Annotated in this window: 16 protein-coding genes; 5 read left to right on the top strand and 11 right to left on the bottom strand. The window is 62.5% G+C overall.

The window, feature by feature from the left end:
• The first annotated feature begins 33 nt into the window (after positions 1–33).
• Positions 34–468, top strand: coding sequence for a hypothetical protein (locus GTP23_RS01375; RefSeq protein WP_161033551.1), 435 nt, complete (start codon positions 34–36; stop codon positions 466–468).
• Positions 469–498: 30 nt separating this feature from the next.
• On the opposite strand, the gene GTP23_RS01370 is transcribed toward GTP23_RS01375, so the two are convergent.
• The 10 genes from GTP23_RS01370 to GTP23_RS01325 form a co-directional block, all read right to left on the bottom strand.
• Positions 499–1,722: an ABC transporter permease gene (locus GTP23_RS01370; protein WP_229255882.1), complete on the bottom strand. Its 1,224-nt coding sequence runs from the start codon at positions 1,720–1,722 to the stop codon at positions 499–501.
• A 5-nt stretch (positions 1,723–1,727) separates the two neighbouring features.
• Positions 1,728–2,468, bottom strand: a complete 741-nt coding sequence (locus tag GTP23_RS01365; protein WP_161033550.1) for an ABC transporter ATP-binding protein — start codon at positions 2,466–2,468, stop codon at positions 1,728–1,730.
• On the bottom strand, positions 2,465–3,730 hold the full coding sequence (locus GTP23_RS01360; RefSeq protein WP_161033549.1) for an efflux RND transporter periplasmic adaptor subunit: 1,266 nt from the start codon (positions 3,728–3,730) through the stop codon (positions 2,465–2,467). Before GTP23_RS01360 ends, GTP23_RS01365 begins: the two co-directional genes overlap by 4 nt.
• Before the next feature lie 96 nt (positions 3,731–3,826).
• Positions 3,827–5,200, bottom strand: a complete 1,374-nt coding sequence (locus GTP23_RS01355) for a sensor histidine kinase (protein ID WP_161033548.1) — start codon at positions 5,198–5,200, stop codon at positions 3,827–3,829.
• Entirely contained in the window at positions 5,193–5,894 is a 702-nt protein-coding gene (locus tag GTP23_RS01350; protein WP_161033547.1) for a winged helix-turn-helix domain-containing protein, read from the bottom strand. The genes GTP23_RS01355 and GTP23_RS01350 overlap by 8 nt, the downstream gene beginning before the upstream one ends.
• Before the next feature lie 66 nt (positions 5,895–5,960).
• Positions 5,961–7,082: a glycosyltransferase family 4 protein gene (locus GTP23_RS01345; RefSeq protein WP_161033546.1), complete on the bottom strand. Its 1,122-nt coding sequence runs from the start codon at positions 7,080–7,082 to the stop codon at positions 5,961–5,963.
• A 6-nt stretch (positions 7,083–7,088) separates the two neighbouring features.
• Positions 7,089–8,264, bottom strand: coding sequence for a glycosyltransferase family 4 protein (locus tag GTP23_RS01340; protein WP_161033545.1), 1,176 nt, complete (start codon positions 8,262–8,264; stop codon positions 7,089–7,091).
• On the bottom strand, positions 8,261–9,163 hold the full coding sequence (locus tag GTP23_RS01335; RefSeq protein ID WP_161033544.1) for a GDP-mannose 4,6-dehydratase: 903 nt from the start codon (positions 9,161–9,163) through the stop codon (positions 8,261–8,263). Before GTP23_RS01335 ends, GTP23_RS01340 begins: the two co-directional genes overlap by 4 nt.
• A gap of 10 nt (positions 9,164–9,173) precedes the next feature.
• Positions 9,174–10,217 (bottom strand): GDP-mannose 4,6-dehydratase, encoded by a 1,044-nt coding sequence (gene gmd, locus GTP23_RS01330; protein ID WP_161033543.1) that lies wholly within the window; start codon positions 10,215–10,217, stop codon positions 9,174–9,176.
• Between the two features lie 203 nt (positions 10,218–10,420).
• The gene (locus GTP23_RS01325) at positions 10,421–12,739 is read right to left on the bottom strand and encodes an NADP-dependent malic enzyme (RefSeq protein ID WP_161033542.1); all 2,319 of its coding nucleotides are present in this window, start codon (positions 12,737–12,739) and stop codon (positions 10,421–10,423) included.
• A 307-nt stretch (positions 12,740–13,046) separates the two neighbouring features.
• Here GTP23_RS01325 and thiL point away from each other — a divergent pair, with 307 nt between their 5' ends.
• The gene (thiL, locus tag GTP23_RS01320) at positions 13,047–14,015 is read left to right on the top strand and encodes a thiamine-phosphate kinase (RefSeq protein ID WP_161033541.1); all 969 of its coding nucleotides are present in this window, start codon (positions 13,047–13,049) and stop codon (positions 14,013–14,015) included.
• Here thiL and GTP23_RS01315 read toward each other — a convergent pair.
• Positions 14,005–16,194, bottom strand: a complete 2,190-nt coding sequence (locus GTP23_RS01315) for a putative bifunctional diguanylate cyclase/phosphodiesterase (RefSeq protein ID WP_161033540.1) — start codon at positions 16,192–16,194, stop codon at positions 14,005–14,007. The two genes, thiL and GTP23_RS01315, sit on opposite strands and share 11 nt — an antisense overlap.
• A 203-nt stretch (positions 16,195–16,397) precedes the next feature.
• On the opposite strand from GTP23_RS01315, the gene GTP23_RS01310 reads away from it, so the two are divergent.
• The 3 genes from GTP23_RS01310 (at position 16,398) to GTP23_RS01300 (ending at position 18,368) form a co-directional block, all read left to right on the top strand.
• The gene (locus GTP23_RS01310) at positions 16,398–16,892 is read left to right on the top strand and encodes a CinA family protein (protein WP_161033539.1); all 495 of its coding nucleotides are present in this window, start codon (positions 16,398–16,400) and stop codon (positions 16,890–16,892) included.
• 120 nt (positions 16,893–17,012) lie between these two features.
• A complete protein-coding gene (locus GTP23_RS01305; RefSeq protein WP_155432780.1) occupies positions 17,013–17,741 on the top strand; it encodes a P-loop NTPase family protein in 729 nt (242 codons plus the stop codon).
• Between the two features lie 6 nt (positions 17,742–17,747).
• Positions 17,748–18,368, top strand: a complete 621-nt coding sequence (locus tag GTP23_RS01300) for a hypothetical protein (protein WP_161033538.1) — start codon at positions 17,748–17,750, stop codon at positions 18,366–18,368.
• Positions 18,369–18,440: the final 72 nt, after the last annotated feature.

The raw sequence follows: 18,440 nt of genomic DNA, 5'->3' as shown, positions 1-18,440 counted from the left end.
TCTTTTTGTTTTGCACAAGTTTGATTTACAGCCATGCCGCGTGACACGTCTACTGATTCCTTAACCTACTGGGATGAACGGGTAACAGCCAGTCGCTGGCTCATTGCCAAGACCGCCGCATGGGGCGTACTGGCCGGTTTCTTCGGCATGCTGGGCCAGGGCTGGCTGGAAGATGCCCGCCCGCTGTTCCCCTTCATCCAGCAGAACTACGGCCTGTGGCAAACCGTCTACCTGCTGGCACTGGTACTGGTCTTTGTGCTGTGGGCTGCCGCCATGCAGCAGAAAATCACCATCCTGCATAACAGCAAAGTGGGCCGCTCCGCCCAGCAGCGCGTGATCGATTTCAATGCCCGCCAGGCCCAGCGCAAACTGGAAGCACTGCAGCGGCGCGAGCAGGCGCTGCGCGACAAGCAGGCGCAAGCCGCCCCGAAACCGCAGGAAGGCCGCAGCAACAAGTTCGATTTCTGACGCCGCCCGGCGCGCAAGGCGGCGCTGGCACTATTCGTAGCGCAGACAATCCACCGGCAGCAGACGCGAAGCGCGGCGCGCCGGATAGAAGCCGAAGAACACCCCCACCAGACTGGAAAAGCCGCAGGCCACCACCACTGCCTGCAGGGTAATGAAGACATCGAACTTGCCGGTCGCCGTGATGGCTGCTGCCGCCCCGCTGGCCAGCACGATGCCGAACAGGCCACCGACCAGACAGATCACCACGGCCTCGGTCAGGAACTGCCACAGCACGTCGCGCGGCTTGGCGCCGATAGCCATGCGGATGCCGATCTCGCGCGTGCGCTCCGTCACCGAGACTAGCATGATGTTCATGATGCCTATGCCGCCCACGATCAGCGAAATGGCGCCGATCAGGCCCAGCAGCGCAGCCAGACCGGTACTGATCTTCTGCGCCGTCTCGGCAAACGACGCCAGATTATCGATGCGGAAGTCATCCGGCTGCTCGTACTTGATGTGGTGGCGGTCGCGCAGCGTCTCGTTGATATCCTGGATGGCATCCTGCAGGTTGCCGCCCGATTTACCCTGCGCCACCACGTAGTGCACATTGCCGGGGAAAGGCAGGCGCACCAGATTGGCTGCCGCCGCCGTAATCGGCACCAGCACATAGTCGGCCAGATCGCCGCCATCGACCTGCTTGCCTTCGCCATACAGCACCCCCACTACCTGGAACGAGACATTCTCGATGCGAATGTATTTGCCCAGCGGGTCGGTCTTGTAGAAGAACTGGTCGGCGATCTTGTGACCTATCACCACCATGCGCGCCGCAGCACGCACATCGGCATCGCTGAACACATTGCCCTGATCGATTTTCCAGCCGCGGATCTTGAACATGGCGGTGGAGACCCCGTGCACGGTCTTGGAAGCACTCTCGTTGCCCACCGCCAGATTAAAGCCGCCCTGCAGCACGGGCGCCGCACCGGCCAGCGATGGCAGCTCGTTGAGCGCCGCCGCATCGGCCATGGTCAGCGCCGGCGCGGCACCGGTGCGCATGCGCTGCTGCTGGGCGCGGTCGCCACCGGGCGAGATGAACAGCATATTCGTGCCCAGCTGCTCCAGCTCCTTGGCGATGAAACGCTTCATGCTGTCGCCCACGGCCAGCAGCAGCACCACCGAGGTAATCCCGATGATGATGCCCAGCATGGTCAGCAGCGTGCGCAGCCGGTTGGCCATCATGGAGCGGAAAGCTTCCACCACGATCTGTAAAGGATTCATATGATTTATACCGTTATGGCTTCGTGGCTGGCTGCCAGCTGGCGCAGGCCTTCCGCGGCCGGCCCGTCGTACAGCACGCGGCCGTCCTTGAGGCGCATCAGGCGCTTGGCGTAGGCGGCGATGTCCGGTTCGTGCGTCACCAGCAGGATGGTGATGCCACGCTGTTCATTCAGCTGCTGGAACGAGCGCATGATGTCTATGCTGGTCTGGGTATCGAGGTTGCCGGTCGGCTCGTCTGCCAGTATCAGCGGCGGATCGCCCACCAGCGCGCGGGCAATCGCCACGCGCTGCTGCTGGCCGCCCGATAGCTGGTTGGGCGTACGTTTGGCGTAATCCTTCAGCCCCACCCGCTCCAGTTCCAGCAGCGCCTTGGCGTGGGCTTTGGAGCGCGATACGCCGGCATAGATCAGCGGCAGCGCCACATTCTCCGCCACGCTCATGCGCTTGATCAGATTAAAACTCTGGAACACGAAACCGATGGTACGGTTGCGGATGGTGGCCAGTTCGGCACGCGACAGCGTCAGCGTATCCACGCCATCGAGGCAATAGCTGCCGCCGCTGGCCTGATCGAGGCAGCCGAAAATATTCATCAGCGTCGATTTACCGGAACCGGACTGCCCCATCACGGCGACGAAATCGCCGCGCGGCACGGCCAGATCTATCCCGAACAGCACCTGCGTTTCAACGTTGCCCGAGTGGTAGCTCTTGGTGACCTGACGGATGTCGATCAGCAGCGGCGCTGTCACAGCTCACCCGATTTCTCGTTGATGGCGCGGGTAACCACCTTATCGCCCTGCTTGAGTTCACCGCCCACTACTTCGGTATAGCGGAAATTGGACAGGCCGATACGGATATCTTTCGCCACCGGCTGGTTCTTGTCGTCCAGCGTGTAGATCTTGAAGGTGCGCGAGAGTTCGCCCTTGCTGCGGAAGGCCGCATCATCTTCCTGCGCTGCCACGCTCTCGCCAGCCTTGCCGGCCGCCGCAGAAGCCGAAGCTGTAGCGCTGGCCGAAGCACTGGCACTAGCCGAGGCACTGGCCAGCGCCTTGGCCTTCTGCTTCTGCTTTTCGATTTCCTCGTCGCTCAGGCGGAAGCGCAGCGCCGCCGTCGGTATGCGCAGCACCTGCTGGCGGTTGCCCACCAGCAGCCGTACCTGCGCCGTCATGCCGGGCTTGAGCAGCTCTTCATTGTTGTCCACGTCCAGCACCACGTTGTAGGTCACGACGTTCTGCACTACGTTGGCGGCCAGACGGAACTGGCGCATGCGCGCATCGAATTCCTTGTCCGGATAGGCGTCCACCACGAAGCGGGCCTGCTGGCCCTCTTTCAGCGCGCCCACATCGGCTTCGGAGACGCTGGTGTCGATCTGCATCTTGGTCAGGTCGCGTGCGATCTGGAACAGGGTCGGCGTGGTGAACGAAGCGGCCACCGTCTGGCCCAGATCGACGGTACGCTTGATGATCACGCCATCGATGGGCGAACGGATCACCGAGTTATTCAGGTCAGCCTGCGCTCGTGCCAGCTGGGCCTGCGCCAGCTGCACATTGGCCTGCGCCACATCGACTTCGCGGCGCGACTGGTCCAGCGTCAGCGAGGACATGAAGCTCTGCGCTACCAGTGTCTGGTTGCGCTGGAAGGTGGCCTGTGCCAGCCGCAGATTGGCCCGTGCCGACGCCAGCTGCGCTTCGCTCTGGGCGATCACGGCGTTGAAAATGGTCGGGTCCAGTTTCAGCAGCACCTGGCCTTTTTTCACGTGGTCGTTGAAATCCGCCTTCAGTTCACTTACCGTGCCCGATACCTGCGAGCCGATATTAATCAGCGCCACCGGATTGATGGTGCCGGTGGCCGTCACGGTCTGGGTGATGGTGCCACGGTCGACAGGCGCAGTGCGGAAGCGGGGCGCCTCGACAACAGCAGGTTTGGAGCGGGCATACCAGGCCGACGTTGCGCCGGCCACGATCAGCAGGCCAACGGCCAGCACGATCTTTTTCTTGGTCAGAAAAGCCATCGTTGCATTTATCCCTGAGCGAGATCCGTCGATATGCGGATCAACAGGGAGAGTATTCATGAATTTTGCCATAAATGCAATCAGCCAGAATGGCCGTCATGCTGCCGCCAGCGGCAGCAGGATGCGCGCCACCAGCCCCGGCGCACCATCTTCCAGCTGCAGCTCACCGCCATGCGACAGCGCCGTGGCCGAGACGATGGCCAGCCCCAGACCATTGCCGGGCAGGTGGCGGCTGGCGTCCACGCGGTAGAAACGCTGCGTCACCTTGCCCAGTTCCGCGGCCGGAATGCCGGGCCCCGTATCGGCCACCACGATGGCAGCGCGGCCCTGATACTGCTGCACGCCGAGGCGTACCTCGGCCCCTGCACCGGCATACTTGATGGCGTTATCGAGCAGGCTGGCCACGGCACTGGCCAGCAGATTGCGGTCGCCATCGACCTGCACGCTATCGTCCAGTTCCAGCGTCAGCATCACGCCACGGTCCTCGGCACTGGCTTCGTACATCTCGCCCATGTCACGTGCGATCTGCGCCAGCGCCAGCCGCTCGAACAAGCGGGTACGCACACCCGATTCCGCTTCTGCAATCTGCAGCAGACGTTCAAACAGCCGGATCAGGTCATCGATATGTTCGATTGCATCGTGCGCGGCACCCGTCAGGCGCGGCACGCTGGGTTCATGGCGTAGCGCTTCATCGAGCTTGCTGCGGATGCGCCCCAGTGGCGTGCGCAGGTCGTGCGCAATCGCGTTGGACACATGACGGATACCATCCATCAGCCGTTCGATGCGGTCCAGCATACGGTTGATATCGCTGCCCAGCAGGGCAAATTCATCGTCGCCCGCTACCGGTATGCGCGAACTCAGGTCACCCGCTTCGATCTGTGCGGCCGTGCGGCGAATCGCTCCCAGCCGCCGTTCCGTCATGCTGCGGAATAGCAGCGCACCGCCCACCGTCAGCAGCAGCGAGACGGCCGCACCGGCCAGCACGGCATGCCAGATCACCGTACGCACGGCTTCCTGTTCGGCCAGATCGCGCCCCACGATCAGCATGCCACCCTGCTTGAGCGGGCGCATCACCAGCCGCGCGCGGGTCGGCAGGCCGGCGCGTATCACCACCGAGGTTACGATCTGCTGGTTGTCGTCTTCGCGCTCCGGCGAGAGTGCCGGCCAGCTGGTCAGATTACCCACTTCGCCATGGCCATCGGCCGCCACCAGCTCGAAAATTTCGCGGTCACTATCGATGCCGTCGTCCAGCTGGCGCCGCACTTCGGCCAGCAGCACCTTGTGCGGCCTTCCCGTGGCGCGTGCCATCACGCGATCCGACTGGGCGATCAGCCGGCTATCATTTTCGCGCTCCAGCACGCCCACCGTGCCGCGATAGAACACCCCCGACACCAGCGCAATCGACGCTGTGCCCAGCAAGCCATAACCGAGCACCAGCTTGATGGCTATCGAGGTGCGCAGCCTACTCAAGGGGGCTACCTGCGTCCGGCCCGTCGCCCATGCGGTAACCCACCCCGCGCAGGGTATGGATCAGCATCACGGGAAAATCCTTGTCGACTTTGGCGCGCAGCCGGCTAATCTGCACATCGATCACATTGGTCTGCGGATCGAAGTGATAATCCCACACGGACTCCAGCAGCATGGTGCGGGTCACCACCTGCCCCACATTGCGCATCAGGTATTCCAGCAGACGGTATTCGCGCGGCTGCAGGGCGATCACCTTGTTACCGCGCGTGACGCGCAGGGTACGCAGATCGAGCTTGAGGTCGGCCACCTGCAACTGCGCGCTATCGGCACCGGGCGCGCTACGCCGCTGCAGCGCTTCCACCCGCGCCAGCAGTTCGGAAAAGGCAAACGGTTTGGAGAGATAGTCGTCGGCACCGCCGCGCAGGCCGCCCACGCGCGCCTCGATGGAGTTGAGCGCACTGACCACGATGACAGGGGTGGTCTTGCCCTGCGCGCGCATCTGCTCGACGATGGACAGGCCATCGCGCACACCGGGCAGCATGCGGTCGAGGATGACGATGTCCCATTCGCTGCCCAGCGCCAGCGCCTTGGCTTCGGCACCGCTGGCGCAGGCGCTGGCGCTATGGCCCGCATCGCGCAGGCCTTTGCAGATGTAATTCGAGGTGTCGATCTCGTCTTCGATGACTAGGCAGCGCACGCGACTCTCCGGCTATTCTGGGGTGAGGCTATTTTACCCCGCCGGCAACGCGCCGGCGACCCGCGCTCAGTCGGCCGGCTGGCCAGCCAGTTCGCGGTACAGCGCGGCGTAGTTGCGCGCCATGGTCTCGGCGGTGAACAGTTCCCAGTAGCGCGCTTCGGCACGCCGGCCCATTTCGGCCGCCAGCTCCGGATTTTCCCACAGGGTGCGCATGGCGGCGCCCAGCGCCTGCGCATCGTCGGGCGGCACTACCAGCCCCGTCTCGTTATCGATGTTGATATAGGTGGTGCCCGTGCCGATCTCGCTGGAGATCATGGGCTTGCCGTACATGGCACCTTCCAGCAGCGAGATGCCGAATGCTTCCGAACGCAGGTGCGACGGGAAGACCATGGCGTAGCTCAGTTCCAGCAGCGCCACCTTGTCTTCCTCTTCCAGCGCGCCGACGAACAGCACGTGGGTCAGACCCAGCCGCTCGGCGTGCTGCTTGAGCTCCTGTTCGATCGGACCGGCACCCACGATCACCACCGGATAATCGAGGTTGGCCATCGCGTCGAGCAGGATGTGCAGGCCTTTGTAGTAGCGCAGCACGCCGACGAACAGGAAGAAGCGCTCGCCGCAGCGGGCGCGCCATTGCTGCCTGACGCTTTCCGACGGACGCGGATAGATGCTCTTATCCAGCCCGTAGGTAATGGTGCGGGTCTTGTGCCGGAAGCGCTTCAGCACCGGCGAAGAAGCCATGTAATTGGGCGAGGTGGCGACGATGACATCCACGTCGCGCAGGAACTGGCGCTTCAGCGGACCGTACACGCGCAGCAGATTTTTCTGCCTGACGATGTCCGAATGGTAGGTCACCAGACTGGGCTTCTTGATGCGCGCCATGAAGTGGGCCAGATCCATGAAGGGCCACGGGAAGTGGTAATGGATCACATCGGCTTCGCGCGCCAGTCGCGCCAGCTGGCGGATCGCCGCAAACGAGAAACCGGTCGAGGCAATCTCGAACGCCAGCGGCATGCGGTGCACCGTATGGCCTTCGATTTCCATCTGGCGCGGGCCGCTATCGCGGGTCAGCGTCAGCACTTCGTTGTGGATGCCAAGGCGGCCCGTGCCTACGCAGAGCTGGCGGATCACCTGCTCGATGCCACCCCAGGTGTCAGGGTAGTAGGTCTTGTAAAAATGCAGTACGCGCATGGCAGATTATCGGTTAAGTACTTGCTGATACACGGCGACCGTGCGGCGTGCCGCCACATCCCAGGTCAGCTCCAGCGCACGCCGGCGGCCGGCAGCGATGCAGCGCTTGCGGGTCGCTTCATCGCGCACCAGCGTGGTCATGGCATTGCCGATCTCGCCCACGGAGAGCGGATCGAATTCGAGCGCGGCACCCTGCGCCACTTCCGGCAGCGAGGTGGTGCCGGAACAGGCCACCGGCACGCCGCTGGCAAACGCCTCCAGCAGGGGCAGGCCGAAGCCTTCGTGCAGCGACGGAAAAATAAATGCGCCGGCGCTGGCGTAGAGCTGCTGCAGCTGGCCATCGTCGGTCAGCCGGTCTAGCCACACCACGTTTTCGCCGCGCTGCTGCGCCGCCCTGATCTGCGCCACCAGTTCTTCGCTGCGCCAGCCCGGCGCACCGACGATTACCAGCTGGCGCGCCGAACGCAGCACGGGCGGCAAGGCCAGATAGGCGTCCAGCAGCCGGTCCACGTTTTTGCGCGGCTGCAGCGTACCCACCGTCAGGAAGTAGCCGGCACGCAGACCATACTGCTGCAGCGTGGTGGCACAAGCCTCGGCGGCAGGCGCGTCAAACCACTCGGCACGCACCCCATGGGGCACCACGCTGATGCGCTGTTCATCCACGCCGAAGCATTCCACCAGTTCGCGGATAGAGAACTGCGAGCCGGTAATCACATGCTGCGCCTTGCGTGCCGCCTTGATCTGCAGCCAGTTCTTCAGCTTGCGCTGCCTGGCACTGCACCACTCGGGATGGGAAATCGGCAGCGCATCATGCAGGGTCGCCACCACAGGGCAATCCATGCGCACGACGCGGTAGTCGGTAGCGTGGAAGATATCAAGCGGTGCGGCGCCACGGCCCAGCGCCGCCTGCGTGCTCAGATGCACGGAAGCCGGCAGCAGCAGATCGCCCAGCGTGGCCAGCGGGAAGGACAGCGGCAGGGCGCGGCCTACCTTCAGGCGCGGCTTGTCGCCCGGTGGCGCAAACGAAAAGGGCAGCACTTCCACCCCGGCCGCCGGCAGATGCTGCAGCAGGGCGCGGCTATACACGCCCAGCCCGTCCTGACGGCCGCCCGTCAGTGCCGGCTCTACCGTGGTGATGGACAGCCCGACGCGCAGGCCAGCCGGTGTGAGTTCATTATTCACGCCGTGTACATCCAGCGCAGGGTATCGGCCAGCGGCACCGGCTCCAGCGCGCCTATGGCCGCGCTCAGACGGGCATTGTCGCCCACCAGCCGCACCACTTCATTGGCACGCACGAAAGCGGGGTTGACCCGCACATTGATCTGGTAGCCGGCGATCTCGCCCATCATGTCCAGCACCTCGCCCAGCGACCAGCCCTGCCCCGAGCAGACATTGAAAGTCTGGCCCACGGGCGCTGCCGCCAGCAGACGGCGGTAGCTGCGCGCCACCATGCGCACATCGGAAAAGTCGCGCCACACGTGCAGGTTGCCCAGTTCGATTTCGCTGGCCTGACGGCGGAAGTGGCCGACGATTTTCGGCAGCAGGAAGTTCTCCTGCTGGCCTACCCCAGTGTAGTTGAACGGACGCACAAAGATCAGCGGCAGCTTGTCCTGCCACAGCCGCGCCATGTATTCCATCGACAGCTTGCTGACGGCGTAATCATTGGCCGGTGCGGCGGGCACGGATTCATCGATCACGCCGACTTCCGTATTACCGTAGATATTCGCGCTGGAAGCCAGCAGCACGGCCGACGGCCGCTGCGGCTGGGCGGCCAGTGCTTCCAGCAGATTGCGCGTCCCCATGACGTTGACGCGGTAGATCTGCTCCACATCGCCATGGGCCACGAAAGCAATCGCTGCCAGATGCACCACCACGTCGGGCTGCACCTGCTGCACCACCTGCGCCAGCGCAGCGCGGTCATTCAGATCGACAGAAAACTCGTTTTCGGCGGCAACACGTCCCGGCGTGACCGTGCCGTAAACCTGATAGCCGGCAGCGCGCAGTTCTTCAGCGACGTAGTGCCCGGTAAAGCCGGACAGCCCGGTAATCAGGGCGCGCTTGCCGGCGCCTTCCATCGTCATGGTGCTATCCTTAGAACGAGAAGCCGGCGCGGTTGCGGCGCAGGTCGGCCTCGACCATCATCTGGCACAGCTGTTCCAGCGTGGTTTCCGGTTTCCAGCCCAGTTCCTTGTGGGCCTTGGCCGGATCGCCGATCAGCAGTTCCACTTCGGCCGGACGGTAGAATTTCGGATTGACGCGTACCAGCACTTTGCCGGTCTTCTTGCAGGTGCCGATTTCGTGATCGGCCGCACCGCTCCACTCCAGTGCCACGTCGATGGCCTTGAATGCCATGCTGACGAAGTCGCGTACGGTTTCCGTGCGGTTGGTCGCCAGCACATAGGTATCCGCATGGTCAGCCTGCAGGATGCGCCACATACCTTCCACGTATTCCTTGGCATAGCCCCAGTCGCGCTTGGCGTCGAGATTGCCCAGTTCCAGCACGTCGAGCTGGCCCAGATGGATTTTGGCGACCGAGTCGGTAATCTTGCGGGTGACGAATTCGCGCCCGCGCAGCGGCGATTCGTGGTTGAACAATATGCCCGAGCTGCCGAAGATGCCGTAGGACTCGCGGTAGTTCACCGTCATCCAGTGGGCATACAGCTTGGCCACACCATACGGGCTGCGCGGGTAGAACGGGGTATCTTCTTTCTGCGGCACGGCTTGTACCTTGCCGAACATTTCCGAAGTCGAGGCCTGATAGAAGCGGATTTTCGGATTGACGATGCGGATGGCTTCCAGCAGATTGACGGGGCCGACGCCGGTGATTTCCGCCGTGGTGACGGGCTGCTCGAACGACACGCCGACAAAACTCTGGGCGGCCAGATTGTAGATCTCATCCGGTGCCGTGTTCTGCAGCAGACGGATGGAGGAGCCGAGGTCAGTCAGATCATATTCGACCAGCGACAGATGCGGATGCGACTGAATGCCCAGTTCTTCGATACGCCAGAAATTGACGGAACTGGTGCGGCGATAAGTACCGTAGACCTGATAACCCTTTTCCAGCAGCAATTGGGCCAGATAAGCACCGTCCTGACCGGTAATGCCCGTAATCAGGGCTGTTTTTCTTTTATCCATGGTGAATCGAAATCCAAATCATCTGAGGCTGTATAGCCGACTATTGTAACAGACCACTTCCGGTGCACTTCTCACCAAATATGTCATTACATTACTTACAACTTGTTACTTGCGGCACATCAAATAAGTAATAGAAAAGCAAAAAGGCCGGCTCGTCACCGAGCCGGCCTGATTGTTTACCTCGGCACAACTATCGCCAGCGTTCAGGCCTTGCGCTGGGCTACCGCATCCACCACGCACAGCGCCGTCATATTGACGATACGGCGCACCGTGGCCGACGGGGTCAGGATGTGCACCGGTTTGGCGCAACCGAGCAGGATAGGACCGATGGCGATACCGTTGCCGGCCGCCGTTTTCACCAGGTTGTAGGCGATATTGGCCGCATCGATGTTAGGCATCACCAGCAGATTGGCGTCACCCTTGAGTTCCGAGTGCGGCATGATGGCATTGCGCAGCTTGGAATCGAGTGCCGTGTCGCCGTGCATTTCGCCATCCACTTCCAGCGCCGGATCGAGTTCCTTGACCAGTTGCAGGGCGGCGCGCATCTTCTGCGCCGATTCGCTATTGGACGAACCGAAGTTGGAGTGCGACAGCAGGGCGGCCCGTGGCGACAGGCCGAAGCGGCGCATTTCGTCGGCCGCCATCACGGTAATCGCGGCCAGTTCCTTGGCGTTCGGATTCTCGTTGACGTGGGTGTCCACCATGGCCAGCTGGCGCTCCGGCATGATCAGCACATTCATGGCCGCATACACGCAAGCGCCTTCGCGCTTGCCCAGCACCTGATCGATGTAGTGCAGATGCAGCTGGGTAGTGCCGAAGGTACCGCAGATCAGGCCGTCGGCATCGCCCTTCTTGATCATCATGGACCCGATCAGGGTATGACGGCGGCGCATTTCCAGCTTGGCGTATTCCTGCGTCACGCCCTTGCGTGCCGTCAGTTCGTAATACGACTGCCAGTAATCGCGATAGCGCTCGTCGTGGTCGGGGTTGATCACATCGTAATCGATGCCCTGCTTGAGGCGCAGGCCGAACTTGGCAATGCGCGTTTCCAGCACGGCCGGACGACCGACCAGAATCGGACGGGCCAGCTTTTCATCGACCACCACCTGTACCGCGCGCAGCACGCGCTCTTCTTCGCCTTCGGCGTAGACGATGCGTTTCAGATCGCTCGGCGTCTTCTTGGCCAGCTGGAACAGCGGCTTCATGAAAGTACCGCTGCGGTAGACGAACTGCTGCAGGCTGTCGGCATAGGCCTGCAGGTCCTTGATAGGACGGGTGGCCACGCCCGAATCTTCTGCCGCCTTGGCTACGGCCGGAGCGATCTTGATCAGCAGACGCGGATCGAAAGGCATAGGAATCAGGTATTCCGGACCGAAGGACAGATTGCTCACGCCATAGGTGGTGGCAACAATGTCCGACTGCTCGGCGTGCGCCAGTTCGGCAATCGCGTGCACCACGGCGATTTCCATTTCGCGCGTGATGGTGGTGGCGCCGCAATCGAGCGCACCACGGAAGATGTAAGGGAAGCACAGCACGTTGTTGACCTGATTCGGGTAGTCCGAACGGCCGGTGCAGATCACGGCGTCGTCGCGCACGGCGCGCACGTCTTCCGGCAGGATTTCCGGATTCGGATTGGCCAGCGCCAGAATCAGCGGCTTGGCAGCCATGGCACGAACCATGTCCTGTTTCAGGACGCCGCCGGCGGACAGGCCGAGGAAGATGTCGGCGTCATGGATTACTTCGCCGAGGCTGCGCGCCGAAGTTTCGCGGGCGAAGCGTTCCTTGTCCGGATCCATCAGCTCGGTACGGCCTTTGTAGACCACGCCGGCCAGATCGGTAACGAAGATGTTTTCCAGCGGGAAGCCCAGATCGACGATCAGGTCCAGACAGGCCAGCGCTGCCGCACCGGCACCGGACACCACCAGTTTACAGTTCTTGATATCTTTGCCGACGTACTGGATGCCGTTCAGAATGGCCGCACCGACGATGATGGCGGTACCGTGCTGGTCATCATGGAAGACCGGAATCTTCATGCGCTCGCGCAGCTGGCGTTCGATGTAGAAGCACTCGGGTGCCTTGATGTCTTCCAGATTCACGCCGCCGAAGGTCGGTTCCAGCGAAGCGATGATGTCCACCAGCTTGTCCGGATCAGATTCGCTGATTTCGATATCGAACACGTCGATGCCGGCGAACTTCTTGAACAGTACGCCCTTGCCTTCCATCACAGGCTTGGCGGCCAGCGGGCCGATATTGCCCAGACCCAACACGGCAGTACCGTTGGTGATCACGGCCACCAGATTGCCGCGTGCCGTGTATTTGTAGGAATTGGCCGGATCGACCACGATTTCTTCGCAAGGTGCCGCCACGCCGGGCGAATAGGCCAGCGCCAGATCGCGCTGGTTAGTCAGTTGCTTGGTGGGCGTAACGCTGATCTTGCCTGGCGTTGGAATCTCGTGATACTCGAGCGCGGCCAGACGCAATTGCTGACGGAGCTCTTCTTTTTTCTCGGAGGACGAATCCATGCTGTGCTGCCTTCCTGTTTGTACTGTCGGAAAGCCATTGATTCTAACAGACCAATTCTTTCAATTAAGTAGGTATTTTCACCAACAGCTATGACGGTTATCAGCATTATTGATATGTGGAACACAGCAAGACCGAATTTTTGACGCTTTTAGCGGGATTAATCCTTAGTTCGCTTCAACATGTGCACTTTTCAGCAATGATCATAATTTCATATCAGGCGATGAAATTTAATAGAAATATGCAATACGCCCGCCAGGTTAGCGCTACCTAGCGTAAAGCCCCGGCAGCGCGGGCGTACAATATGCCATGCTCTCCGAATTCGACCTCATCCAGCAATACTTCCAGCGTCCCCGCCACCCCCAGCGTGCCACCCTAGGCATAGGCGATGACTGCGCCCTGCTCACCCCCAGCCCTGCCATGCAGATGGCGATCTCGTCCGACATGCTGGTGGAAGGCCGCCACTTCTTTGCTGGCGAAGACCCCTACCGGCTGGGCCACAAGAGTCTGGCCGTGAATCTGTCCGATCTGGCGGCCATGGGTGCGCGCCCGGTCGGCTTCACACTGGCGCTGGCCCTGCCCGCCGCCGAGCGTGACTGGCTGGACGGCTTTTCGCGCGGCCTGTTCGCGCTGGCCGATGCCTTCAACATCGAACTGATAGGCGGCGACACCACCAAGGGCCCGCTCAACATCTGCATCACCGTATTCGGCGAAGTAGCGCCGGGGCAGGCACTGCGCCGTAGCGCGGCACAGGCTGGCGACGATATCTGGATCTCCGGCACGCTGGGCGACGCCCGACTGGCACTGGCCGGCTACCGCCACGAAGTGGCACTGGACCCGGCCAGCCTGCAGGCGGCGGCCGTGCGCATGCATCTGCCCGTGCCACGGGTGGAGCTGGGCATGCTGCTGGCCCGGCAAGGCATCGCCCATGCCGCCATCGATATTTCGGATGGGCTGGTGGGCGATCTGGGCCACATTCTCAAACAGTCGGGCGTGGGCGCCACCCTGAATGTCGATGCGCTGCCGGCCGGTGCCGTGCTGGCCACGCGCGACACGGCCTTGCGCCGTGCCTACACCGCCGCCGGTGGCGATGATTACGAGCTGTGCTTTACGGCTCCCGTCAGCGCCCGCAGCGCGATACTGGCGGCCGCGGCCAGTGTGGCCACGCCGGTCACCCACGTGGGCAGCATCGATGCAGCCAGTGGCCTGCGCCTGACCGATGCCGGCGGTGCGGCACTAGCGCTGCAGCTGCAAGGCTTCGATCACTTCACGTCGTAAGCGGCTGCTGCGGGCTATCCGGTTCGGCAGCCCGCTCGTCTGCCGCGATGGCGGCCACCAGCCCCCGCCCCGAGCTGACCAGCGTGGCCATATCGGCCGCCGTTAAAGGCTGACTGAACAGGAAGCCCTGTATCTCGTCGCAATCGCTGTGGCGCAGATAGTCGAGCTGGTCGTCCGTTTCTACCCCTTCCGCGATCACCCGCAGCTTGAGGCTGTGCGCCATATTGATGATGGCGCGGGCGATGGCCGCATCGTTGGGATTGGTGGTGATGTCGCGCACGAAAGCGATATCGATTTTCAGCTTGTCGATGGGGAAGCGCTGCAGATAGGCCAGCGAGGAATAGCCGGTACCGAAATCGTCGATCGCCACTTTCAGGCCCATGGCCTTGAGCTGGGCCAGCACGCCTATGGTGCGTTCGGAATTCGACATCAGCGCCGTTTCCGTCAGTTCCAGTTCCAGCAGTTCGGGCGGCACGCCATGGCGCTGCAGGGCCGTCTGTACGATCTGCGCCAGATCGCATTCGACAAACTGGCGGCTGGCCACATTCACGGCCACCCGCACTGGCCCCACCCCATTGCGCAGCCACAGGCCGATCTGGCGGCAGGCGGCATCGATGATCCATGCGCCCACACGCACGATCAGCCCCGTATCTTCCAGCACCGAGACAAATTCGGCCGGATAGACCAGTCCGTAGTCGGGGCGCTGCCAGCGCAGCAGCGCTTCCGCCCCCGCCAGTGCGCCCGTATCGAGCTGCACCTTGGGCTGGTAGTACAGCAGCAGCTGTTCCTGTTCCAGCGCCCGGCGCAAAGCCACTTCCAGATCCAGCCGCGCCGCCACCTGCGCATTCATGCCGGCCGTATAAAAACGGAAACCATCGCGGCCTGACTGGCGCGCCCGCTCCATGGCGATGTCGGCAAACTGCACCAGCGCCTGCGCATCGGTGGCATCGTCGGGATACATGGCGATGCCTATGCTGGCACTGAGCTCGGCGCGGTGCCCTTCCAGTTCGAACGGACGGCGCAGGGCGGCGCGTACATCGTGCACCGTCTGCACGGGGTCGAGCTGCTCGCGCGGGGCGCTCAGGATCAGGGCGAATTCGTCGCCGCCCATGCGCCCCACCGTGTCGCGCAGACGCACGCACTGCATCAGGCGGTTGGCAAACTGGCGCAGCAACTCATCACCGTGCAGCGAACCCAGCGTATCGTTGACGCTCTTGAAGCGATCCAGCGCAATGAACATCACGACGATGCACTGGTCCTGTTCGGGCGCCAGCAGCACGGCGTTTTCCAGCGTGCGGAAAAATAGCGTGCGGTTGGGCAGGCCCGTCAGGCTGTCGTAATGGGCCATGCGATCCAGTTGCTCGGCCGCCAGCCGCCGTTCGCTGATATCGCGCGCCACGCCCAGCAGTACGTCGGGCTGCTCGGGCCGCTGCATCAGCTGCCAGCCCAGTTCCACCGGCACGGCCACCAGGTCGCTGCGCATCAGTTCCAGTTCCTGCAGCATGGATGGCGCGCCGTCTATGGCCAGCTGCCCCGTCAAGGCCCGCAGCGCGACGGGCGAACCCAGCCCCAGCCGGCTGGCGGACTGGCCCAGCAGTTCATCGCGCCGGTAGGCCAGCATGCGGCAAGCACCTTCGTTCACATCGACCAGTTCGGCACTGGCGGCGTCGAGCAGGAAGATGGCGTCGGCGGTGGCATCCATGGCACTGCGGAAGCGCTGCAATTCCGCCGTGCGCTCGCGCACCGTCTGCTCCAGCCCGGCGTTATAGCGCTTCACTTCGCGGTGCAGCAGCCGCACCTCCAGCAGGTTGCGGATGCGGGTCAGGACTTCCAGCGGATCGAAAGGCTTGCTGAGAAAATCGCGCGCGCCCATTTCCAGCGCCCGGATCTTGTGGTCGGGCTGGGCGGTTACCACCAGCACCGGCAGCCAGGCATCGGCTTCCAGCGGCTTCAGGGCCGCCATCACATCGAAGCCGCTCATGTCCGGCATCTGCAGGTCGAGAATGATCAGGTCGTAACGCTGGGCCGCATGCCAGCCCGCGACCACGCGCGGATCCGTGGTGGCACTGACGGCCTGATAACCGCTAGACTGCAGCAGATATTGCAGCAATTCCACGTTCACCGGCTGATCGTCGACGATCAGGATGCGGGCGTGATAGATGTCGTTCTGGCTGATCATGACACCTCCTTAGGGGCGTACCGGCTCACCGCTGCGTCATTACGAAGTTAATTAGCAATATTATCACCTTGCTCAATCTATGGCGCACGCCAGTCGCAGATGTTAAAAATAAATGTTGCGATTCAGGCAAAGCAGAACGGCGTCGCTGGCAAGGCGCGCGAAGGCCATGTTACAGTGGCTCGTCGATCACGAAGGAGACAGCCATGCACCCGAATAATTGCGAACTCATCCTCGACCTTGCCACCCAGGTGGGGCAAGCCCTGCAAGCCCGTGGTCTGTTACTGGCCACGGCAGAATCCTGTACCGGCGGCGGTGTGGCCCAGGCCATCACGGAAATCGCCGGTTCCACCGCCTGGTTCGACTGCGGTTTCATCACCTACTCCAACGCCTCGAAGACGGAAATGCTGGACGTTTCGGCGGCCCTGATCGCCCAGCTGGGTAGCGTCTCGGAAGAAGTGGCGGCCGCCATGGCCACGGGCGCACTGGGCAATAGCAATGCCCATGTGGCCCTGTCCACCACCGGCATTGCCGGCCCTACCGGCGCCGTGCCGGGCAAACCGGTCGGCACCATCTGCTTCGGCTGGGCGCGCGGCGACCAGATCCATACGGAGCGGCTAGTCTTCACGGGTGACCGCCAGTCCGTGCGCACCCAGACCGTGATCCACGCGCTACAGGGTTTGCTGCGCTTCATTGCCTAAATAACAAAGGCAGAGCATAGGACGCGCGCTGGCGGTTGCCAGCGCGCGCCAAAACCACTACTCTCGTTGCATTCGGGCGCGTCGGTGCGCGGGTTTCCAAATGAATCAGGAGTAATTTCGATGCAAAACACGGTACATTTCATCCTTCAGGGCAAAGGCGGTATCGGCAAGACGCTGGTCTCCACCATCCTCGCGCAATGGGTTGCCAGCAAAGATGAAACGCCTTTACGCTGCTATGACACGGACCAGGAAAACGCCACCTTCTCGCGCTACAAAGCGATGAACGTCAAGCATGTGCCGGTGATGACGGACAGCCGCACCATCGATCCGAAACGCTTCGATGCGCTGATGATCGACATCCTCGAAGAAGAAGGCAACTGCGTGATCGACAACGGCGCCAACACCTTCTCGCCCCTGATGGGCTACCTGATCGAAAACGACTGCTTCTCGCTGCTGGAAGAATCGGGCCGCAAAGTGTATATCCACACCATCGTGGGCGGCGGCGATACCCTGCACGACACCGCCATGGGCTTTGTTTCCACCGCCAAGTCGACCAAGGTGCCGCTGGTGCTGTGGGAAAACGAACACTTCGGCCTGCTGCAATCGGCGGCCGGCAAGCAGTTCACCGAATCGCAGACCTATGCCGACAATTCTTCGCGCGTCAAAGGCCGGGTGGTGCTGTCGGCGCGCAATGCCGATACCTTTGGTGCCGACATCAAGAAAATGAATACGGCACGCCTGACGGCAGCCGAAGTCAAAGAAAGCGACAAGTTCAACCTGATGGAAAAGCAGCGCATCAAAGTGGTGTTCCGCGACCTGTTCGAACAACTCGACAAAGTGGAGTGGTAAGCCACCATGGATCAGCACAAGCTGCGTACTCTGGTGTTCGAAAAGACCGGCGTCAAGATCGATATCGATGATCCTGTCTTCGCCCTGGTAGCCCTCAACGAAGCCGTACTGGAAGATGCCGTGCAGCGCCATGTGGCGCTGATGGATAGCACGTCGCGCGAACTGGTGCGGCATGCCCGTGCAGCGGGCGGGCTGGCGGCCGAGTCGCCAGCGGCGCGGCGCAAGGGCACGGTGCTCGATGCCACCAACGAAGCGCCGGAAACGGAAACGGCAACCCATGGCGCCGCTGCCCCTACCGGCCAGCCGGCAGTTGGTACAGCTAGCGGCGACGCAGCGGGCAGCCCTGCCAGTGTCGCCGCCGCGCCCGCCAGCGCCAGCCTGGATGGACGTGAAAAGCGCCTGCTGATGGCCGCCACCGGACTGGCCTTGCTCAGCGCTGTGCTGGTACTGACCGGACAGGCACTGTTCTTCAAACCGGCGGCCATGCCCGCCCCCATCGTGCAGCAAGCCAAAGAGCTGACACCGGCACAGATTCTGGCGCTGGACCGCGCCGAGAAACTGGAAAAAGCCATCCTCAAGCTGGATCCGAAAACCCGCGCCCAGCTTCAGGCCGACCTGCCGAAGTAATCCGGCCCGAGCATCAGCGCTGCCAGCACGCCGCCACTGCGTGCTGGCAGCGACATCAAATTCCCACTCGCC

The organism is Duganella fentianensis (assembly GCF_009857835.1).
Classification (GTDB): Bacteria; Pseudomonadota; Gammaproteobacteria; order Burkholderiales; family Burkholderiaceae_D; genus Rugamonas; species Rugamonas fentianensis.
Note: the sequence above shows the minus strand (reverse complement) of the source record. Positions and strands in the feature narration are given on the sequence as shown.